At 55.8% G+C, this 18,391-nt stretch carries 12 protein-coding genes and 2 pseudogenes; 7 read left to right on the plus strand and 7 right to left on the minus strand.

The annotated features are described in order from the left end of the window. Window positions 1-7: 7 nt before the first annotated feature. Window positions 8-1,609 carry an ABC transporter substrate-binding protein gene (locus AC27VJ_RS21465; RefSeq protein WP_488685733.1) on the minus strand — a complete coding sequence of 534 codons (1,602 nt, stop codon included), beginning with the start codon at window positions 1,607-1,609 and terminating at the stop codon, window positions 8-10. 478 nt (window positions 1,610-2,087) lie between these two features. Between AC27VJ_RS21465 and AC27VJ_RS21470 the strand changes: the two genes are divergently transcribed. From AC27VJ_RS21470 to AC27VJ_RS21485, 4 genes are all read left to right on the plus strand, one after another. Then, window positions 2,088-3,068 (plus strand): mannonate dehydratase, encoded by a 981-nt coding sequence (locus AC27VJ_RS21470; RefSeq protein WP_488685734.1) that lies wholly within the window; start codon window positions 2,088-2,090, stop codon window positions 3,066-3,068. 130 nt (window positions 3,069-3,198) lie between these two features. Further along, complete coding sequence (locus AC27VJ_RS21475) at window positions 3,199-4,512, plus strand: GH1 family beta-glucosidase (protein ID WP_488685735.1); 1,314 nt, start codon at window positions 3,199-3,201, stop codon at window positions 4,510-4,512. A gap of 51 nt (window positions 4,513-4,563) precedes the next feature. Then, on the plus strand, window positions 4,564-6,069 hold the full coding sequence (arfA, locus tag AC27VJ_RS21480; protein ID WP_488685736.1) for an arabinosylfuranosidase ArfA: 1,506 nt from the start codon (window positions 4,564-4,566) through the stop codon (window positions 6,067-6,069). A gap of 148 nt (window positions 6,070-6,217) precedes the next feature. Continuing rightward, window positions 6,218-7,396 carry a lactonase family protein gene (locus tag AC27VJ_RS21485; protein WP_488685737.1) on the plus strand — a complete coding sequence of 393 codons (1,179 nt, stop codon included), beginning with the start codon at window positions 6,218-6,220 and terminating at the stop codon, window positions 7,394-7,396. 8 nt (window positions 7,397-7,404) lie between these two features. Here AC27VJ_RS21485 and AC27VJ_RS21490 read toward each other — a convergent pair. Then, a pseudogene (locus AC27VJ_RS21490) lies at window positions 7,405-7,687 on the minus strand (IS110 family transposase); the annotation flags it as partial. On the opposite strand from AC27VJ_RS21490, the pseudogene AC27VJ_RS21495 reads away from it, so the two are divergent. Continuing rightward, a pseudogene (locus AC27VJ_RS21495) lies at window positions 7,684-8,524 on the plus strand (methyl-accepting chemotaxis protein); the annotation flags it as partial. The pseudogenes AC27VJ_RS21490 and AC27VJ_RS21495 sit on opposite strands and share 4 nt — an antisense overlap. Window positions 8,525-9,101: 577 nt before the next feature. Here the strand turns inward: AC27VJ_RS21495 and AC27VJ_RS21500 are convergent. Then, entirely contained in the window at window positions 9,102-11,459 is a 2,358-nt protein-coding gene (locus tag AC27VJ_RS21500; RefSeq protein WP_488685738.1) for a hypothetical protein, read from the minus strand. A 206-nt stretch (window positions 11,460-11,665) separates the two neighbouring features. Between AC27VJ_RS21500 and AC27VJ_RS21505 the strand changes: the two genes are divergently transcribed. Both AC27VJ_RS21505 and AC27VJ_RS21510 read left to right on the plus strand, forming a co-directional pair. After that, window positions 11,666-12,772: a Fic family protein gene (locus AC27VJ_RS21505; protein WP_488685739.1), complete on the plus strand. Its 1,107-nt coding sequence runs from the start codon at window positions 11,666-11,668 to the stop codon at window positions 12,770-12,772. A gap of 397 nt (window positions 12,773-13,169) precedes the next feature. Next, window positions 13,170-13,367: a hypothetical protein gene (locus tag AC27VJ_RS21510; RefSeq protein WP_488685740.1), complete on the plus strand. Its 198-nt coding sequence runs from the start codon at window positions 13,170-13,172 to the stop codon at window positions 13,365-13,367. A 144-nt stretch (window positions 13,368-13,511) separates the two neighbouring features. Here AC27VJ_RS21510 and AC27VJ_RS21515 read toward each other — a convergent pair whose 3' ends face one another. The 4 genes from AC27VJ_RS21515 to AC27VJ_RS21530 form a co-directional block, all read right to left on the minus strand. After that, complete coding sequence (locus AC27VJ_RS21515; protein ID WP_488685741.1) at window positions 13,512-14,279, minus strand: DUF2092 domain-containing protein; 768 nt, start codon at window positions 14,277-14,279, stop codon at window positions 13,512-13,514. A 109-nt stretch (window positions 14,280-14,388) separates the two neighbouring features. After that, window positions 14,389-16,299 (minus strand): mechanosensitive ion channel family protein, encoded by a 1,911-nt coding sequence (locus AC27VJ_RS21520; protein WP_488685742.1) that lies wholly within the window; start codon window positions 16,297-16,299, stop codon window positions 14,389-14,391. An 11-nt stretch (window positions 16,300-16,310) separates the two neighbouring features. Then, window positions 16,311-17,327, minus strand: coding sequence for an HAD family hydrolase (locus tag AC27VJ_RS21525; RefSeq protein ID WP_488685743.1), 1,017 nt, complete (start codon window positions 17,325-17,327; stop codon window positions 16,311-16,313). Between the two features lie 11 nt (window positions 17,328-17,338). Then, on the minus strand, window positions 17,339-18,304 hold the full coding sequence (locus AC27VJ_RS21530; protein WP_488685744.1) for a formylglycine-generating enzyme family protein: 966 nt from the start codon (window positions 18,302-18,304) through the stop codon (window positions 17,339-17,341). Window positions 18,305-18,391: the final 87 nt, after the last annotated feature.

Raw genomic sequence — 18,391 nt, forward strand, 5'->3', positions numbered from 1 at the left:
GGCCTGATTATGGAGCGTCGGATTTCGTGACACCTTCAATGCGGGTCAAAGACCATGGATGGCCGCTGTAACCCTTCAATCGGTTGCTCAAGACGATAGGCTCGAACCGTTCAAACATCGGCAAGACCGCAGGCTTGAGCTCGATGAACTTTTCTTGGATCTGTTTTACCAGTTCCATACGCTTGGCGTCGTTCCTTTCGCTGTTTGCCTGCTCGCGCAAAGCATTCAGCTCAGGAATGTCCCACGCAGAGCGCCAGACAAAGTTGCCAGCGTTGTTGGCTTCTTTGGAATTGTTGGGATTAGACGCAAAGTTATCCAGAGAGCCTAGTGCAGTCGGCATGAACGAACCGGTCTGGGGAATAAGCAAATCGAAATTGCGCGCGCGGTGCGCGGCGACGATGTCGGCGCCGTTGCCCTGCTGGATATTGACCTTGACGCCGATCTCAGCAAGGTTGGCCTGAATAGCCGTGGCCATGTCCACCCGAGGCGTTTGCGAAATGGTTTTGAGTGTCACTGTGAAGCCATCTGGATATCCGGCGTCCGCCAGAAGCTTCTTGGCTTTCTCTGGCTGGAAAGACCAGTCGGGGTTTGCAATCGCACCTGTCCAATCCTCTGGCACTGGAACGTTGCGGACGCGGCCGTAAGACCCCAGGATCGTATCCGCTATGCCTTTATAATCGATGCCGTAGGCAAGGGCTTCACGCACCCCTGGCTTGGAAAAAGGCTCTGTGCCTGCATTCATCGCAAGAACATAATAGCCACCCGTCTTGACCTTATCAATGACAAAGCTTGCGTTAGTTTCAAACGTCTTCACATCCGCTGCGGTCAGGGCGCTCGCGATATCGATATCGCCGCGCTCGAGCATCAAGCGGGCTGCCTGGCTTTCGGGAACGTGGCGCATGATGATACGACGCATGGTCGGTTTGCCGTCACGATAATCGTCGTTTGCTTCGAGAAGAACGATATCATTGGGCGTCCAGCGACGCAGGACATAAGGACCTGAGCCTGCGGTTTTGGTACGCAGCCACTCGTTGCCATAATCGTTGTTGGTGACGTGCTTTTCGACTTCCACGCTGTCGACGACCGACGATACACCCATTGCGAGACGATAGAGGAGCGCTTCTGGGATTACTTTATCAGTCAGCTCGATTCGAAACGTCTTCTCGTCGGGAGCTGAAACGAGGCTTTCTATGTTGGCGGCAGTGTATCCAGCTGTCTTGTAGTTTGTAGCTGCAGATTGATCGAGTTTTAAAAGCCGGACAATGGAAAACAGGACGTCCTTGGATGTCACCGGATTTCCCGAGGAGAAATACGCGTCTTTCAGTTTGAAGGTGATGCCCTTGTCGTCAACCTGCCAGCTTTCCGCAAGTTGTGGCTTGATCTTGTTGCCATCCGTCTGATCGGCGAACACAAGCCGGTCGTAGGTGTTCGCCAATATTTCCTGCGTCTTCACTTCGGTGCCTTGCTGTGGGTCAAGTGAGAGCACCTGCGCCAGAGAGGTGCCGATAACCAACTGATCGTTCGGTGTTGCGGCAATCGTTGCCGTGGAACTAGAAAGCGCAACGAAAAACGCTGCTGCAAAAACAGGATTTGAACAAACTAAATTCATGGGTTTCTCCTCCAAGATAGACCGTTTCAGCGCGTGCAAGTCATACGATGATTGCGTTATTTTTGTGAGCCTCATCAAGCATCTGGTATGATGTCTAGAGTTCATAAGCCGCGTTCATGATCCGAAGTGAAGCCCAATATTGGTCGGCGCGCAAGTCGCATTTGCATCCATTCACGCGCGGACTTACGCCTTGCGAAAATTCAAATCCAAGATTCGTTAAAACGTGATACAATCAAAGCGAAAATTCAAGATACATTTATAAACCTCAGGTAACATTAGAGTTTTTAATTTATATGTTTGTTTTCAACGCCAAGACGATTTCTCCGACTGGGTCGCTAGCGTCCTGCATGGACAAGCATTTGATTGCAAGAATAAGGCGGCACTTTCTTATGGGGGAAGTCGCGAGCGCTTAAAATAATTGAAACTCGACAAGCGATAAAAGAGGTATTATCTCTTTTTGCAAACCAGGAGAAAAACCATGTATGTTGGGACGCAGCTGGCCGCGCGCGATGATGATGACTATCGGATTTGGTTGCAGCTTGGAGTAAATAACATCTGCGCTGATCCGGACGGTCCACTGGACAGTTGGGATCTCGATGACCTGAAACGTTTGCGCGAAAAAGTCGAAAGTTTTAGTCTGACGCTGGATATGATCCAGCTTCCCTTGCCTTCAAGCCCCATCGAAACCGCCACATATCCAGACATTTTGTTGGCCGGTCCCAACCGTGATCGCCAGATCGACGCGATCTGCAAACTCATTGAAAATCTTGCTGAAGCGGGCATCCCCGCCGCCAAATACAATCTCAACCTCATTGGCATTCCCCGCACGCCGGACGAGCAGGGAAGAGGCGGTTCAAAAAACGCTTCCTTCCGTTGGGATAAGACCGATCAAAATGCGGCGCCGGGCCAAGCCGGCGTTCTTTCCGAAGATGAGAACTGGGAACGGATCGACTATTTCCTCGAGCGGGTCGTGCCCGTCGCGGAAGCGAACCGCATTCGCCTCGCCTGCCATCCGCACGACCCCTACACGCCACCCGGTTATAAGGGCGTAACACGGGTGCTGGGAACCGTGGATGGGCTGAAGAAATTCGTCACCATGCGCGAAAGCGATTATCACGGCCTGAATTTCTGCCAGGGAACGGTCGGCGAAATGCTCGATAATCCTCGCGAAGAAATCGATGACGTCATTCGCTGGTTCGGCAGTCGCAACAAGATTTTCAACCTTCACTTCCGCAATATTCGCGGCAAGAAGCTGTCCTTTATGGAAACCTTCCCGGATGAAGGCGACATGGATATGGCCCGCTCTCTCAAGATCTATAAGGAAGTCGGCTACAAATACATGATTATGCCGGACCATGTACCGACCATCTCTGGTCGTGATCCGCAGGGTGTCGCCTTTGCTTATTGCTATGGTTACACCGCCGCATTGCTACAGGCACTGGATGCCTATGGGGCTTAACAGCCTCAATTTTGAAGTGAAATCTCGCACATATCGATGTGCGGGAGGAGACCGCCACAGCCCTTTTGAATGGCCGCCTTTGGCGTGACACTAACCACATGAGTGGCCACACTGGCCTCAGGAATGAACCATGTTCTCACACAATCGTGCCGATTTTGGACCGGATTTTGTTTTTGGCGTCGCAATGGCTGCCCACCAGATTGAGGGTGGCCAGACGGACGAACGCGGTTCATCGATCTGGGATACATTTGCGGCGACACCCGGAAATGTCAAAAACGCGGATACCGGAAAAATCGCCTGCGACCACTACAATCGCTGGGCAGAAGACCTCGACCTTATCAGGGATGGCGGCTTTGATGCATATCGATTTTCCTTTGCGTGGCCGCGGCTCATTCCAGATGGAACGGGCGCGCTTAACCCTGCTGGTTTTGATTTTTATGATCGCCTGATCGACGGCATGCTGGAGCGAGGCATCAAACCTTTGGCGACACTTTACCATTGGGATTTACCAAGCGCCTTGCAGGATCGTGGCGGCTGGATGAACCGCGACACGACCAAAGCTTATGCCGATTATGCTGCGCAAGTCAGCCGTCATTTCGGCGACAGGCTGGAAAGCATTGCAACCTTCAATGAACCATGGTGCGTGACGGTGCTGAGCCATTTCCTCGGCATCCATGCACCGGGTTATCGCGATGTGCGCGCAACGGCTCGAGCGATGCACCATGTGCTGCTTGCCCACGGTCTCGGTATCACGGCCATGCGCGATGAGGGCATCAAGGACAAGCTTGGCCTTGTCGTGAATATGGAAAAGGCAGAGCCTTTTAGCCAAGGCCCGAAAGACATCGAAGCGGCGGCGCTGGGTGATGATATTTTCAATCGCTTCTTCTTGGATGGTGCGGTCAAGGGAACATATCCGGAGCGTGTGACGAAGATTTTGGAGCCTTATCTGCCCGCCAATTGGAAGGACGATTTGAAAGCCATGAGCCCGTCCCTTGACTGGATCGGCATCAATTATTACACGCGCTCGCTCTATAAGCATGATGATCGCGTGCCAGTTTTCCCGTTCACACAATCACGCGGCGACTTGGAAAAGAGCAATGTAGGTTGGGAAGTCTACCCACAGGCGCTGACCGAATTCCTCGTTCGCGCATCAAAGGATTATCCGGGCTTGCCGATTTACGTGACCGAAAACGGAATGTCGGAAACCGATGAGAGCAAACGCATCGCATTTTTCGACAAGCATTTCGGCGCGATCCGTGATGCACAGGCTCAAGGTGCAGACGTGCGCGGCCATATTGCATGGACGCTGATCGACAATTTTGAATGGGCCGAAGGTTACGAGCCCAAATTCGGCATCGTCGGCATGGACCCTGTGACGCTGGATCGGTTGCCGAAGGAAAGCTACCGCGCATTCCAGCAGATGTTGACGAAGGGCCGCGAATAGAAGCGGGAAACCGCCACTTTCTCACGGCCATATCAAAAAACGGAGGACTGCATGCGCGCGACCGGAACAGTGCATAGTGCTTATGCGGTTGGCACCGTCGATGGCCGTATCTACGGGTCGTTCATCGAGCATCTCGGTCGCGCCGTTTATACCGGAATTTTTGAGCCGGAGCATTCTACTGCGGACGCTAATGGCATGCGGCAGGACGTCATCGATCTTGTGCGTGAGCTGGATGTGCCGGTCGTTCGGTATCCCGGCGGCAATTTCGTGTCCGCCTATAATTGGGAAGACGGTATCGGCCCCCGCGAAGAGCGTCCGGTTCGTTTGGATCTCGCCTGGCATAGTGCCGAATCCAACCATGTCGGCATCCACGAATTTGCTGATTGGGCGCAGGCCGCTGGCACGGAGATGATGCTGGCCGTCAACCTCGGTTCCCGTGGGCTGGATGCGGCCCGATCATTTCTGGAATATGTCAATCATCCCGGCGGAAGCTATTGGTCAGACCTGCGGCGTGAGAACGGACGGGAAGCGCCTTGGGGCGTGAAAATATGGTGTCTGGGCAACGAGATGGACGGCCCTTGGCAAATCGGCCAGAAAACGGCGGATGAATATGGCCGTCTCGCTTTTGAGACGGCAAAAGCCATGCGCGCCTTTGACCCGTCTATTGAATTGGTGGTCTGCGGTTCCTCATCACCACGCATGCCGACCTACCCGGATTGGGAGGCGACAGTTCTCGACTACACATACGACACGGTCGATTACATCAGCCTACATCTCTATTTCGACTACGATACCGGCAACACGGCGGATTTTCTGGCTGAAAGTGCTCGTCTGGACGACTATATCGGAACTGTTGCGGGCGTTATTGCCTATACCAAGGCGAAGAAACGCTCTCAAAAAGACGTCTATATCAGCTTTGACGAATGGAATGTTTGGTATCATTCCCGAGAGGCAGACAAGGCATTGCTCGCGGGCGAAAATGGCTGGCCGCATGCGCCAGCGTTGCTAGAAGATGTCTACACATTTGAAGACGCGCTTCTGGTTGGCTGCATGATCAATACCGTCATCCGCCGGTCGGATGTGGTAAAAATTGCCTGCCTCGCGCAACTGGTCAATGTCATTGCGCCGATCATGACGGTGCCGGGTGGAGAAGCGTGGCGACAGGCGACGTTTTATCCCTTCCTTTTCGCTTCGCGATATGGACGTGGGCGCGCTTTGAAGCTCGCGCTGGATGTTCCAAGCTACGCGACAAGTTTTGCGAAAAACGTGCCGTATCTCGACGTGTCGGCGATCGAAGCCGAAACGGACGGCGCGCTGACTTTCTTCATTGTCAACCGCCACCAGAGCGAGGCCATTGAGCTGGATATCGCCGTTGAAGGGTTCGGAACACGCCGTGTTGTTTTCGATCAGGTCATCGAAGGCCATGATCTAAAAGCGACGAACGGCCCGCAGGGAGAAACGGTTGCGCCGAAAGATGCGGTCGGTTCCAGCGTGTTGGATGGACGATTGAAGGCAACAGTTTCGCCGCTTAGCTACCGCGTTATCAGGCTGGGCTGAGATGCCATTTCTGCCGATTTCCCATATTCAATGGAGGTCTTAAAGTCCATCGATCTGATTTCTAATATACTGAAATAATTAGATAGTTTATCGAGAATAAACCTAATCCGCCATGGGCGGAGCATTTGGAAAACGGAGGATAATGCAAATGCAGAAGGTTATATTGATAGCTGCAACCTGCCTGACAGTCGCGGGTGCAATGTTTGCGACGACCACGGCTTCGCTGGCCAAAACAATGGTTTACGTGTCCGCCGCAACGGACGGTGAGATCAATACCTACAGCATGGACGAGAAAACGGGAGCTTTGACCCCGGCGGGCAATGTCAAAGCGGGCAGTTCTGTTATGCCGATGACAGTCAGCCCCGATGGCACGCATCTTTATGCGATCATCCGATCGCAGCCGTACCGCGTGCTATCCTATGAAATCGATCCCAAGACGGGCGGGTTGACGGAAAAGGCAGCGGCGGCATTGCCGGATAGCATGCCTTATGTTTCCGTGGAGAAATCTGGTCGGCTTTTGTTTTTCGCGTCCTATGGCGGCAATAAGATCGCATCTTTGCCGGTGGGAGCGGATGGTCTGGTGAAGGACGGTGCCAAACAGGTTATCCTGACAGGCCGCAATGCCCACTCAATTGTCAGCGACGAAACTGGAAAATACGTGTTCGTTTCGAACCTCGGTTCCGATATGGTTCTGCAATATGTTCTGAATGCCGAAACCGGCCTCCTGGAACCCAACGCTCCTGCCAGCGTCACGACCAAGGAAGGGCAGGGACCGCGTCACATCATTGTCTCGCCAGACAACAAATCGGTATATGTCGTGACCGAGCTCAGTGGTGAAGTCATTCACTATGCGCTGGACGCCGCCAGGGGAACGCTGACGGAAAAAGATGTTGTGGCCGTTTTGGCACCCGATGCCGGTCTTGAAAAAGGCGTCACGCCTCCTGCACCGGCGGCGTTCAATTCGCCACAGAAACCGGCGGCTGCCCCCCCTGCTGAAGCACCGCCGCCAAAGATTTGGGCTGCTGACATCGGAATCACGCCGGATGGAAAGTTCCTCTATGCATCGGAGCGCTCAACCAGCACGATTGCGGTCTTTACAGTGGCTGCGGATACCGGTGCGCTGACCCGTGCTGGCTCTGTTGAAACTGAAAAACAGCCGCGTGGCTTTCGCATCGATCCGATGGGACGGTTTCTGATCGCGTCTGGTGAGAAATCTGATCAGCTTTCGGTTTATGGCATTGACCAGAAAGACGGATCGCTGAAAAGCGTCGGTCGTTACCCGGTTGGCAAGGGTGCGAACTGGGTCGAGATCGTCGATCTGCCATAAACTGAGTGCGAGAATTGTTGTCGCGCCTGCTTTTGTGCCTCGAAAGCCGCGTCGCGGGCACGAACAAGGTCGCGAACTGCTTTATGGGCTTCATCCGGCACCCAGACATGTGTCAACTCCCTAGCTCAATGGAGTCTCGCAAGAGTGACATCATCGCGACGATTGGTCTTCAGTCCATCACCAGCACGTTTTGGCACCAATGACGGCGCGATCACACTGTTCGTGACTCAATTCAACAATTTGTCTATAGAGACCATACCCGGCGGGGCCCGCCTCGTAACAGAATTGAAGATCTTTCTAAGCGCACTGAACAGCAGGCAGCTTCTCTTGAGGAGACCGCAGCAGCGCTGGATCAGATCACTACAAATGTTTCCAACTCGTCGAAACGTACTGAAGAGGCGCGCCATGTGGCAATCGAAGCCAACAAGTCCGCGCGAAAATCCGGTGAAGTCGTCGCCAACGCGGTCAATGCCATGCAGCGTATCGAGCAGTCGTCGAGCCAGATTTCCAGCATCATCGGTGTCATCGATGAAATTGCTTTCCAAACCAACCTGCTCGCTTTGAACGCAGGTGTCGAAGCGGCTCGCGCAGGGGGACGCTGGCGAAGGCTTCGCGGTTGTTGCCCAAGAAGTGCGAGAACTTGCGCAACGTTCGGCTCAGGCGGCAAAGGAGATAAAAGACCTGATCCGCAACTCTGTTGATGAGGTCAGCACCGGCGTGAAACTTGTTCAAGAAACCGGGCAGGCGCTCAAGGTTATCGAGGACCAGGTTGTCACGATCAACACACAACTTGATGCAATTGCGACTTCTTCCAAGGAGCAGTCGGTGGGACTTGCGGAGGTTAATACCGCTGTGAATCAGATGAACCAAGTCACGCAGCAAAACGCGGCTATGGTTGAAGAATCCACCGCCGCAAGCGCTTCTCTTGCGGAGGAGGTCAAACGCATGCGTGAGATCATATCAGAGTTCCGCGTCGGATCTGAAGCTGCAGTTGCATATGGCAAACCCGAAATCGTCAAGGCGGGTCACAAAACGGTCGCGTCACCTGCACGACGGATGCTCGCCAAGGTAGCTGGCGCCGTAGGCCTCGGTGGCGCGGCTGCATCAGACAATTCGGAAGAGTTTTGAGCCAGCAGCACTGGACGCTCATACACGAATATCCTTACCCAAAGCCGGGGCTGTTAATGCCCCGGCGCGACCAATGCTTCATCTTAAGCCTTTTGAGGGGTGGTAGAGTGACCATGGTAAAAGCTTTGGTAACCCGCAACTGATAGAAAGATGACACCGGTGTCCCTAACCCGGCCCCTTAAGCCGTCGAGCCTGCTTTCGTATTGCGTTCAGCTCGACGGCCACCGCGCTTCCGACAGCCGTTCGTGACACTCGGATCAAGGTTGTTTCAGAAGACGTACACGGTTGCCGATTCCGAACGAATCTTGCGACGGTGGTCTGCAACGACAATCAATGATCGATCATTCGAGCAGAGTTTACGTAACTATGACAATTCATGCGTGGGCGCTCAGGGGAGTCTGGTCCAGTCGTTACTCGTATGGAGATCATTGCCACGACACACCCAACTTTAATTTTACCAAGCACTTGTCCTGTCTTGGAAACGTGTCATTAGTTCGATCCCATTCAAGGCGAGACGACGATGCTCGGCCCAGATGCAACATGTTCTGGGTGTCCGAGCCGAGCATCTCATTCGATCTTACGCAGCTTCCCAAACCTGATTGAGGATTTTGGCGGCCAGTGCGGCCTTGTCTTGCGGAAGGAAGCGGCCGTAGTGCTGCTGCACGACATCGGGCGTATCTTGAATGGCATAGCTCGCCTGCTCGTAGGATCCGGTCTGCTTCAGAATATGCGTCGCCAGAATGTCCCGCAGGTTATGCGGTCCATGCGGCAAGAGGCCCTTGATCGCACCCCGTCCGGTATAGGGATTATAGATGCCATAACGTTGGATGACAGTCCGCCAAGCCTCGTAGAATGTGGTCGAATTGTAAGCAGCATCAATACTGGTCGTCTTCACCGTCTTGACGAATAGCGTTTGGGGATCTTTCGCACCGCCGAGCAGAACGCCACGATGACGGTCGATATAGGCATCGAGATATTCGTAGAGGTCGAGCAGGTCTGGCAATATCAGCCGAAACGGTTTCTGTCCGAAGAAGGATGAACCGGAGTTTTTGAATGCGACCGACGGGATAAGGACCTCCCACCCCTGGTCGCGATCACTCCAGCGCAGCTCGCCGCATTTCAAATCCTCCAGCCGGCGTTCTGACGTCGGATAGTGTCCACGGGGGCAGACACGAAGTTGGCGAAGGTTCTTTTGTCTGAGCCCAAGGTGCAGGCCTAGCCGAAGCAATAGGAATGATCTAACGGCTTCGGCGGCCTGTCGTGGATATCTGCTCTCATCCGGCATACGTCTCACGATCTCGTCCGTGATCTTGCGATATTCCGCCAGCGGGCTGTCCGATTCAAGTACACACATGATCGGTTCAAATGGATCGCGATGCACGCGCATCACTCGCTGGATCTCCTTGGAACGGTTAGCAGCATGTCGGTGAAACGCATCACAGGCGCCATGCCAGTCGCGAGCCGCAAAGTCGATTTCTTCCTGCTCAATTAAACCTGCAATGGGCCTGACATTCCGAAGCAGCTCCGGATGCTGCCGGATCCAACCGACGTCTGCGCGAGATAGGGCTTGGGCGACCATCAGCATGTCTTCTTCCCATTTGGTGTAGAAGCCACGCCGCTGTTCCCGCCACTGCAGATACCAGTCCCAAACGCCGGGGAAGACGAGAAGGCCGAAGCTTAACTGGCTGACTGGCACACCGAAACCCTTCACGACACCGTTTGGCGAGGCAGCAAGCGCACCAAACATCAAGCCGAGGTGCTCAATCTTCTGGGAGGCCGTTTCCTCACCCCAGACGCCGTTCCGTTGGAACCCAATCGCCGTCAGCGTCGAAGTCTTGAAGCGGATGAGATCAGCCATTTCCATGGCAAGTCTCGGCGGTGCGTCGATAACGCCGGAGAGCAAATCAGGATCATCAAGTTCTGCGGCAACGTTCTGATTGGCGCCGGCCGCCGAGGCCAACGATCGAGAGGAAAGAAAGCTGCTCCCATAAGTGACGCCGGAAAATCGGATGGCGTATCGCTGCTTGCTGGCCGCCGCCTGATAGCGGCGATATTCCGTAGAGCCGGAAATGATCACCCGGCGCACCCAATCGAGGATCTCCTTGCGCTTGGTAAAGGGCAGGCTGTTGAAGTCCTCGGGCAGGTGCAATGAAATCCGTCGACGCTCGGCTGGGCTGATATCACCGAGATCGTGACCATACAGCGCGCGCGCCTGATGTGGCAGTTTCTCTTTGAAATATCCCTCTGGAAGTCGATAGCGTCGCTCGATGCGGCGGAGGATATTGAAACTGGCAACAGATCGGGGCACGCGCTCTCCCTGGATCCAGGATAGCAGCGTCTTATTGTCGAAGGTCTCTTTCAGATGAACAACGGCACGGTAAAGCTGCCAATAGGTGTCGCCGAACCGACGCATATGATAGACCAGTGCATCCTGAAAGCTCGCCGGATCTTCTGTCGCTTCGAACAGTGGCTCCGGGAAAGGGCTGATCGGCTTTGGAGCCGGTCCGCGTAAAGTAGATGCATACGGAGCAATGGTGTCGTCGGTCGTCGCGCGTTGAGGCTTTCTGGTTGAAGTCGCGGAGGCAGCCTTTTGGGCGGGCGCGATTTTGTCCGAGCTAACTGTCGGGTTTGGCGGTCGTCGTTCTTTGGCCATTAGCGGTGCGCCGAGCCATCGGATGATTGCATCCAGGCCTGGCCGGAGCTGCTTTTTCAGTTCTGCCGTCAACTCGGCTTCGATCCCACAGGCCTGACCGATCATCGTCCAGTCGATATGGCCATTCAGAAGCGGGGGAGATTTCCGATAATTAATCAGATTGGCCAGATAAGGCCGTATATTCTCCAACACCCGCCTGGATACGATTGGAGCGATGCGAAGGTCGCAGAATTCCGAAATTTTTCGCTGAAATTGTCGTGATGAAAGGTCGTGTTTGGTCATGCTTATTCCGTTTCTCTCGGCACCAGTGCCGAGGGCGAGTGGGAATATGAGGCGAGCTTTAACAAAATATGTTTAGGGCAAGAGGTTGCCTGTCGATCGCTGCCTCTTGAGTGGAGGCTGCAGAATGTGGTGCTGAGCGATAGACGGGCTTGCAATAGCTCATTCACGGCGATAATTATGAGCTATAGAGAGGGATTCTATAACTCATGAAATGGAACTGGCAAAATACTGACTGGCCAAACTTCAGATACGACACCGCAAGCCTGGTACCGTTGGAGCAGAAATTCTTGCAGTCCGCCGGCGAGGTTATCGGTGCTGTTCGACATTTCAACGATGACGACAGCAACCAACTTCGCATTGAGTTGCTGAGTGACGAAGCGGTCAAGACCTCAGAGATTGAGGGGGAATTTCTGGACCGCGTGAGTGTCCAGTCATCACTCCGCCGGCAGTTCGGGCTAAACACTGATGATAGACAGATCCGTCCCCAAGAGCGGGGGATCGCCGAGATGATGGCGGATGTCTATCGAAGCTGGCATAGGCCGCTGGGCCATGAGGGACTGTTCCATTGGCATTCAATGCTGATGGCCGGAAATCGATATATTGAAACGGTTGGTGCTTACCGCACGCATGAAGACGCCATGCAGATCGTATCAGGTCGATTGGACAAACCCACTATCCACTTCGAGGCTCCCCCATCTCGTCAGGTTACCGCTGAGATGGAGACCTTCATCACATGGTTCAATCAATCCGGGCCAGATGGTCAAACGTCGCTTCAAGCTTTGGCACGCGCCGCAGTAGGACACCTTTACTTTGAAAGCATACATCCATTTGAGGATGGCAACGGCCGAATTGGACGCGCTCTCGCCGAGAAATCCCTGGCGCAAAACATAGGGCAGCCAAGCCTCATTTCACTCGCCTTCACAATCGAGAAGCGCCGGAGGGCCTATTACTCAGAGCTTGAGCGGCACCAGCGCACGCTTGATATCACCGACTGGGTCATTTTCTTTTCAGAGACTATCCTGGATGCTCAACGAGCGACCCTTGAGCGCGTAGATTTCTTCATCCAGAAAGCAAAGTTCTATGATCGTTTTCGGGACAAGCTGAATGAGCGGCAAGAAAAGGTAGTCGCGCGTATCTTCAAGGAAGGCACGGCTGGCTTCAAGGGAGGTCTAAGTGCCGAGAACTATATCTCGATCACAGATACATCCCGCGCTACAGCAACACGCGACCTTCAGCAGCTCGTGGAGATCGGTGCACTGACGCGTAGGGGTGAACGTCGGCATACTCGGTACTCACTGTCATTGCAAAAATAAATCGCTGCCACTCCAATGAACACCACCAAAGTCATTATCTAGGTGAACGTCGGTTCGATTCCTTTCAAGAGCCCATACTTTTACGACCGAATATTCCGATGCAGGCTGGACGCAGTATGCGATCCAGCCTGCTCATCTGTTTCTGCAGGCTACCGCGGTGCTGCGACCGCAATGTAAACAACAGTATGGCCGTGATACCGTGGTTCGAACCATTGTCCGCCACATTCCCGGTAGCTGACTCCGTTCACAACCACGTTGACGCACTCGGGGGGTAGCGTCGCGATGACCGTGCCAACCGCAATTGCCGTCGCTGCACCCCACGCTGCCGCAGGTCCCCAATAGCCGGGCCAGTACGGTCCGGGTGGCGGAGGCGGCGGAGGCAATGGACGAGGCGGCGGTGGCATTGGATGCGGGCCTGGTACGGGATGTGGCCCTGGGTGAGGACCCGGATGCGGACCGGGCAGGGGTGGATAAGGATGGTGTCCGGACGGGTGCGGCACGGGATGGGGACCCGGCTGTGGAGGCCGTGGGTGCATTCCGTGCGGAGGTTGTCCGGCGGGATGGAAACGCGGCTGGATGTGCGCAGGGGCATTGAAGTGATGCATGCCACCACCGTGCATGCCGCCGCCACCAAAGTTCATGCGTGGCATTCTTCCACCAAAGCCTCCACGGGCCTCTGCGACGTGCGGAATGACGAGGGCCGTAGCCATAAGAACTGAAGCGAGAAGACCGAGCCTTTTCATTTGCCGTCCTCCTTGAGGAAGCGGATCTTTTCAGCGTCCGCTTCGGGTTTGTATTGGAACACGTCGTCCGCGATCTGCGCGTTTTCCGTCCAGACGAGAACCGTGGTGACACGCGGTCTGGTGAGGTCATCGCGATCGACAAGCGAAATCTTGAGAGGAAGCTTGGCGCCCTCGGTCGCAATCCAGATTTCGGCATCCTGGTCCACTCCACGAAACGCCCAGTGGTCGGTTTGCTTGCCGTTCACATAGGCCTGACCGACGAGAAAGCCTTCCTTGATCAAATCGATGGGAGAGTCTGGCGTTCCCCACGCGAACAGGTCGGCAAGAGGGAAAGCGAGATCGTATTTCTGCGCGGCGTGTTCGAGCGTCTCCTTGATCGTGGCGGGTGCAGGCACCTGCGCATAGACCTTCTGGTCGGGCGAGGCATAGACGAGCGTCTTGCCGTCATAGACCAGTTCACCGTGAACCACGTCCGATGCGAGATCGATGCGGAGACGGTCGGGACGCTTGACCTCGTATGTCGCCTCACTGCCGATCTCCAGCTTCTGATCGGTATCGAGGACGATCTCCGCCGTCGTGTGCGCCTTGATGCTGAATGACTGCATCGACTGCAAATGCTCGCCCATCGCTTTCAGCGCTTCGATGGAGCCAGGCTCGATCTTCGGTTCGTCCGGTTGCCGCTCCTGGGCAAACAAGGGCGTGATAATGAAGACAGCCATGAGGGCCGTGGCAGTCGTCAGACGTAGTGATCTCAGTCTTGACATCGCTTCCTTCCTCTCTTCCCGGTTGAGCGGGAGCCTGGACGGTAGGAGTGAATGGCGCTGCTCGGAAGGTCGTTACAGTTACGGTTACGTTACGAATGGCGTATGCATCTCACGCCGGGGCGGCTGATGCTGCCTTCGCCTCCTGCATCCGCACCGCCGTCACTGCAGCCGCCTGCTTTTCGTCGCCGCCGACCTGCATCGTCGGCTGGGCGAACTCGATCCCGTTCTCCATGAAGGCTTCCCTGATCATCAGGTTCGCCCGCCGCCGGATCATCGACTGCAGTCCGCTGGGGCGAAGCGTCATACCGAAACTCAGGACCATGCCGTAGTCACCGAACTCCTCCACGCCCTTCATCTTGAGCGGCTCCATGAAGAGCGGAGCGAATTCAGGGTTTTCCGCAAGGGCAACGCCTATCTTCTTGGTCAGCTTGCGAGCCTTCTCGACGTCGGTGTCATAGCTGACGGAGATCCGGAATTTGACGACACCCCAGTCCCTGCTCATGTTCTCCACCGCGCCCAGCTCTCCAAAGGGGACGGTGTAGACCGGGCCGCGGTGGTGTCGAAGCCGCACGGAGCGCAGGCTGAAACCTTCGACAGTTCCCTTGTAGCTTTTCGCCTGAATGTACTCGCCCACCCGGAAAGCATCGTCGAGCATATAGAAAACGCCGCTGATGATGTCCTTGACGAGCGTCTGCGAGCCGAAGCCAAGAGCGACACCGAACACGCCTGCTCCGGCAATGAGGGGGGCGATCTCCACGCCCAATTCTGCGAGCACGACCAGTCCCGCCACCACGGCCACGATCACGGCCAGCACGTTGCGGAAGATCGGCAGCAATGTCCGACGTCTTCCCTGACGGGCAGCCTCGGTCGGATCCTCGACAGAAGCCGAAGAAGCGAGACTGCGGTCGATCCATGATTTGGCGAGGTGCCAGACGAGATCTGCGAGAAGGAGCACGACGACGCTCTTGAGCAGCCCGTAAGAGACCGCGGTAACCGCCGGGTTGCTATGGACGAGCGAGTTCGGATCCAGCCGCCATACAGTCGCCAACCAGGCGACAGCGACGATCACAACCAACGCGCGGCTCCCACGAACAAGCAGAACACGACGCGTTGTGTTCGCTTCCGATGGTATCACGGCTGCGACTGCGTGACCTACGAAGCGCAGGACGGAGGGTAAGGCGACGGCGTAGACCGCGATCCAGAAAAGCCCGCGCAGACCTGCGACCCATAGTCCCCAGATCGCCATCAGGACTACGATCATCAAAACCTTCGTTCGAACGGATTTGCCGGATAGTGAGATCACGCCCTCCGTCGCGAGAGCAAGAAGAACGACAGAGAAGCAGAACGAGAGGGCCGACACTACATTGGAATCGGTGCCCATCGGTGCTCCCAGAACCGCAGCGCCGACGCCAGTGATCGCCATGGCTGCGAACAGCTTTGTACGCCTTTTCGATGAAGTCGGAAGAACCGCAGCGTCGAGCAAGGCTGAGATCGATCTGAACGTAACCAGCGCCAGAAGACAGACGAGCAGAACGATGCGCGTAAGCGGAGGCCAGTCAAAGGCGAAGAACACCACGGCCATCGCCACCGAGAAAACGCCGATGGCAAGCAGGCGATCTGAAAGCCGCGTGCGGTGTCTCGAGCGTAGCAGGAATTTTTCAGCGACGAGCCCGACCGCGATCAGGCCGATAAAGATCATGAAAACCGGAACCCCGCCGTAGGACAAGGCTTCCGCTCTCGTCTTGAGCGTGGCGGCTTTTACCGCATCAGGTATCGCTGGGATAGCCTCTACGGTTCCTCTGATGCGAGCACGCGCTGCCGTTTCCCAAGCGGATAAATTGTCGGTCTTCTCGGCCACAGACGGCGCGATCGATGCAGGCGCCGTTTCCAGCCAGGACCGCACGTCTGGGTCCTGCAACAGTCTGACAAGATCATCGACCTTCTGCGGTCTGACTTCGTCCTGCGCCAGAGCGGTACCGAACATCGTCAGGGCAAAGAGAAGTCCGGCAATCCACTTCATGCGGGAACATCCTATTTCTCGAATGCGAAGATTTTCTTCCAGTCCGCCTTCATGTCGACGACGAGCCAGTTCCTCCGCTCGGCTTCGTTCAGTGCCTTGTCAAGTTTGCCGATGGCACTCTTGCGGTCATAGGCCGCCTCGCGCACGTCGTCCGTATGATGGACGATCATTGCGAAACCTGGACCCTTTGCCGCTGTCACCCAGCGCAGCATCTCGGCGTCGCCATCCGAGTTCCCTGCAACAAAGATCGGTTTGCGACCGATAAACATGTTGATGCCCGAGGGCTTGCCCTTTCCGTCATCAACGAAATCGATCTTTGGCAGACGACGGAGCACGGGCACATCACCGACGATCGCGTATTCCGTCTGGATGGTGCTTCCGACGACCTGTTCGGGCGGAATGCCATACATCTTCTCGGTCATTGGTCGCATGAATTCGACGCCGCCGCCGGAGACGATATAGGTCTTGAAGCCGTTGGCACGAAGGTAGTCCAGCAGTTCGCGCATCGGCAGAAAGGTCATTTCGTCGTAGGGCTTGTCAGTCTTGGGATGTCTGGCCGTCGCAAACCAGTCTGAGACGATCTTGGAAAACTGGTCGGTCGTCATTCCCGCGTGCGTCGTCGTGACGAGATCGATCAGACCCTTTTCGCCGCTCTTCAATGCGCCCATCGGGTCGCCCGCGAGGACTGACTTGTACGGCTCTTTCGTCTTCCACTCCGGGTGCTGCGCAGCCAGGGCCTTCACCCGATCAAGCGCGAATGCGAACTGGAAGTAGATCGGCTGCTCCGACCACAGCGTGCCGTCATTGTCGAAGACGGCAATCCGGTCATAGGGCGCAACGTAACCATCGCCGCCCTCCGTCACGGTCGCCTTGACGAACTCCATGATGCGCGTCTTGGCGGCACTGTCATTCCAGGATGGCAGCGGTTCCTGAGCGATGGCCGGATGGACAAAGCCGACGGTGAGCAGCATGACCGCCACGGCGATTGCGGCAAGCATTGCATCGGTGGATGCGCGAAGTCTATTCATCACCATCTCCTTCATGTTCTATTCCGTTTGATGCAGCGAAAGCCGACGTGGCTCGTCGACGTATCCTCGGGTTCCGCATGCCTTGCAGCAGGACGGTAGCGGCGGCAGTAGTTCGGGGCGCAGAGGTGCGACCCGCCCTTGAGTACCCGTCGGGCTATGCGGATATCCGGCTGGCGCGGATCGTAGCTCGCCTGCGCGTCCGCGCCGCGGGGATTGGTTGGAATGCAGCAAGAATGTCTTGCGGGTTCGGGGTGCCGGGTCGACCAGAAATCGGACGTCCATTCCCAGACGTTGCCGATCATGTCGAACAGGCCGTGATCATTCGCTGGGAAGGACCTGACGGCAGACGTGCGCTCCTGGCCCTTGGGCTTGGTCGAATGGGTCGGGAACGTTCCGCTCCAGATGTTCGCCATCGAACGACCGCCCGGAGACAATTCGTCGCCCCAGGCGAATTCGCTGTCATCCCGGTTCCCGCGCGCAGCCACTTCCCACTCTGCTTCGGTCGGGAGATCAAGTCCGGCCCATTGCGCGTAGGCCAGCGCGTCGGAAAACGCCACGTGGACGACCGGATGATCGAGCTTTCCACGAAGATCGCTCAGGCCACCAAGAGGGCGCTTCCAGTTGGCACCGAACTTGAAGGTCCACCACTGGGACATGTCGGGTCCATTTACAGATTTCGGCTGAGTAAACAGAAGCGATCCGGCCCGCAGCATCTCGGTCTTCGCACCTGGATAGTCCTTGGGATCCGGTGCCTTCTCGGCGACGGTGATGTGCCCGGTTGCCTGCACGAAATTCTTGAACTGTCGATTGGTGACGGGGGTCTCGGACATCCAGAAACCGTCGACGGTGACAGGATGGGCTGGTGCCTCTTCGGGGTAATGGTGGTCGGACCCCATGACAAACGTTCGTCCGGGAACCCAATTCAGTCCCTCTTGGGCAGACGGTCTCTCTTCCATAATGTCGAACGCGAGTGCCATCGCCACCTCCTTGGATCGATGACCAGACATTAGCTGCGGGATGCTCGCATGGAAGGATGTTACAGTTACATTCGACGTAACAAAGAG

The organism is Agrobacterium sp. 20P9.1.2 (assembly GCF_057799395.1).

Excerpts from the sequence above, each read along its gene's own strand:
- AC27VJ_RS21515 (WP_488685741.1), bottom strand. The coding sequence starts at position 14,279 with ATGTCAAGACTGAGATCACTACGTCTGACGACTGCCACGGCCCTCATG.
- AC27VJ_RS21475 (WP_488685735.1), top strand. The coding sequence starts at position 3,199 with ATGTTCTCACACAATCGTGCCGATTTTGGACCGGATTTTGTTTTTGGC.
- arfA (WP_488685736.1), top strand. The coding sequence starts at position 4,564 with ATGCGCGCGACCGGAACAGTGCATAGTGCTTATGCGGTTGGCACCGTC.
- AC27VJ_RS21505 (WP_488685739.1), top strand. The coding sequence starts at position 11,666 with ATGAAATGGAACTGGCAAAATACTGACTGGCCAAACTTCAGATACGAC.
- AC27VJ_RS21500 (WP_488685738.1), bottom strand. The coding sequence starts at position 11,459 with ATGACCAAACACGACCTTTCATCACGACAATTTCAGCGAAAAATTTCG.
- AC27VJ_RS21485 (WP_488685737.1), top strand. The coding sequence starts at position 6,218 with ATGCAGAAGGTTATATTGATAGCTGCAACCTGCCTGACAGTCGCGGGT.
- AC27VJ_RS21530 (WP_488685744.1), bottom strand. The coding sequence starts at position 18,304 with ATGGCACTCGCGTTCGACATTATGGAAGAGAGACCGTCTGCCCAAGAG.
- AC27VJ_RS21525 (WP_488685743.1), bottom strand. The coding sequence starts at position 17,327 with ATGAATAGACTTCGCGCATCCACCGATGCAATGCTTGCCGCAATCGCC.
- AC27VJ_RS21465 (WP_488685733.1), bottom strand. The coding sequence starts at position 1,609 with ATGAATTTAGTTTGTTCAAATCCTGTTTTTGCAGCAGCGTTTTTCGTT.
- AC27VJ_RS21520 (WP_488685742.1), bottom strand. The coding sequence starts at position 16,299 with ATGAAGTGGATTGCCGGACTTCTCTTTGCCCTGACGATGTTCGGTACC.
- AC27VJ_RS21470 (WP_488685734.1), top strand. The coding sequence starts at position 2,088 with ATGTATGTTGGGACGCAGCTGGCCGCGCGCGATGATGATGACTATCGG.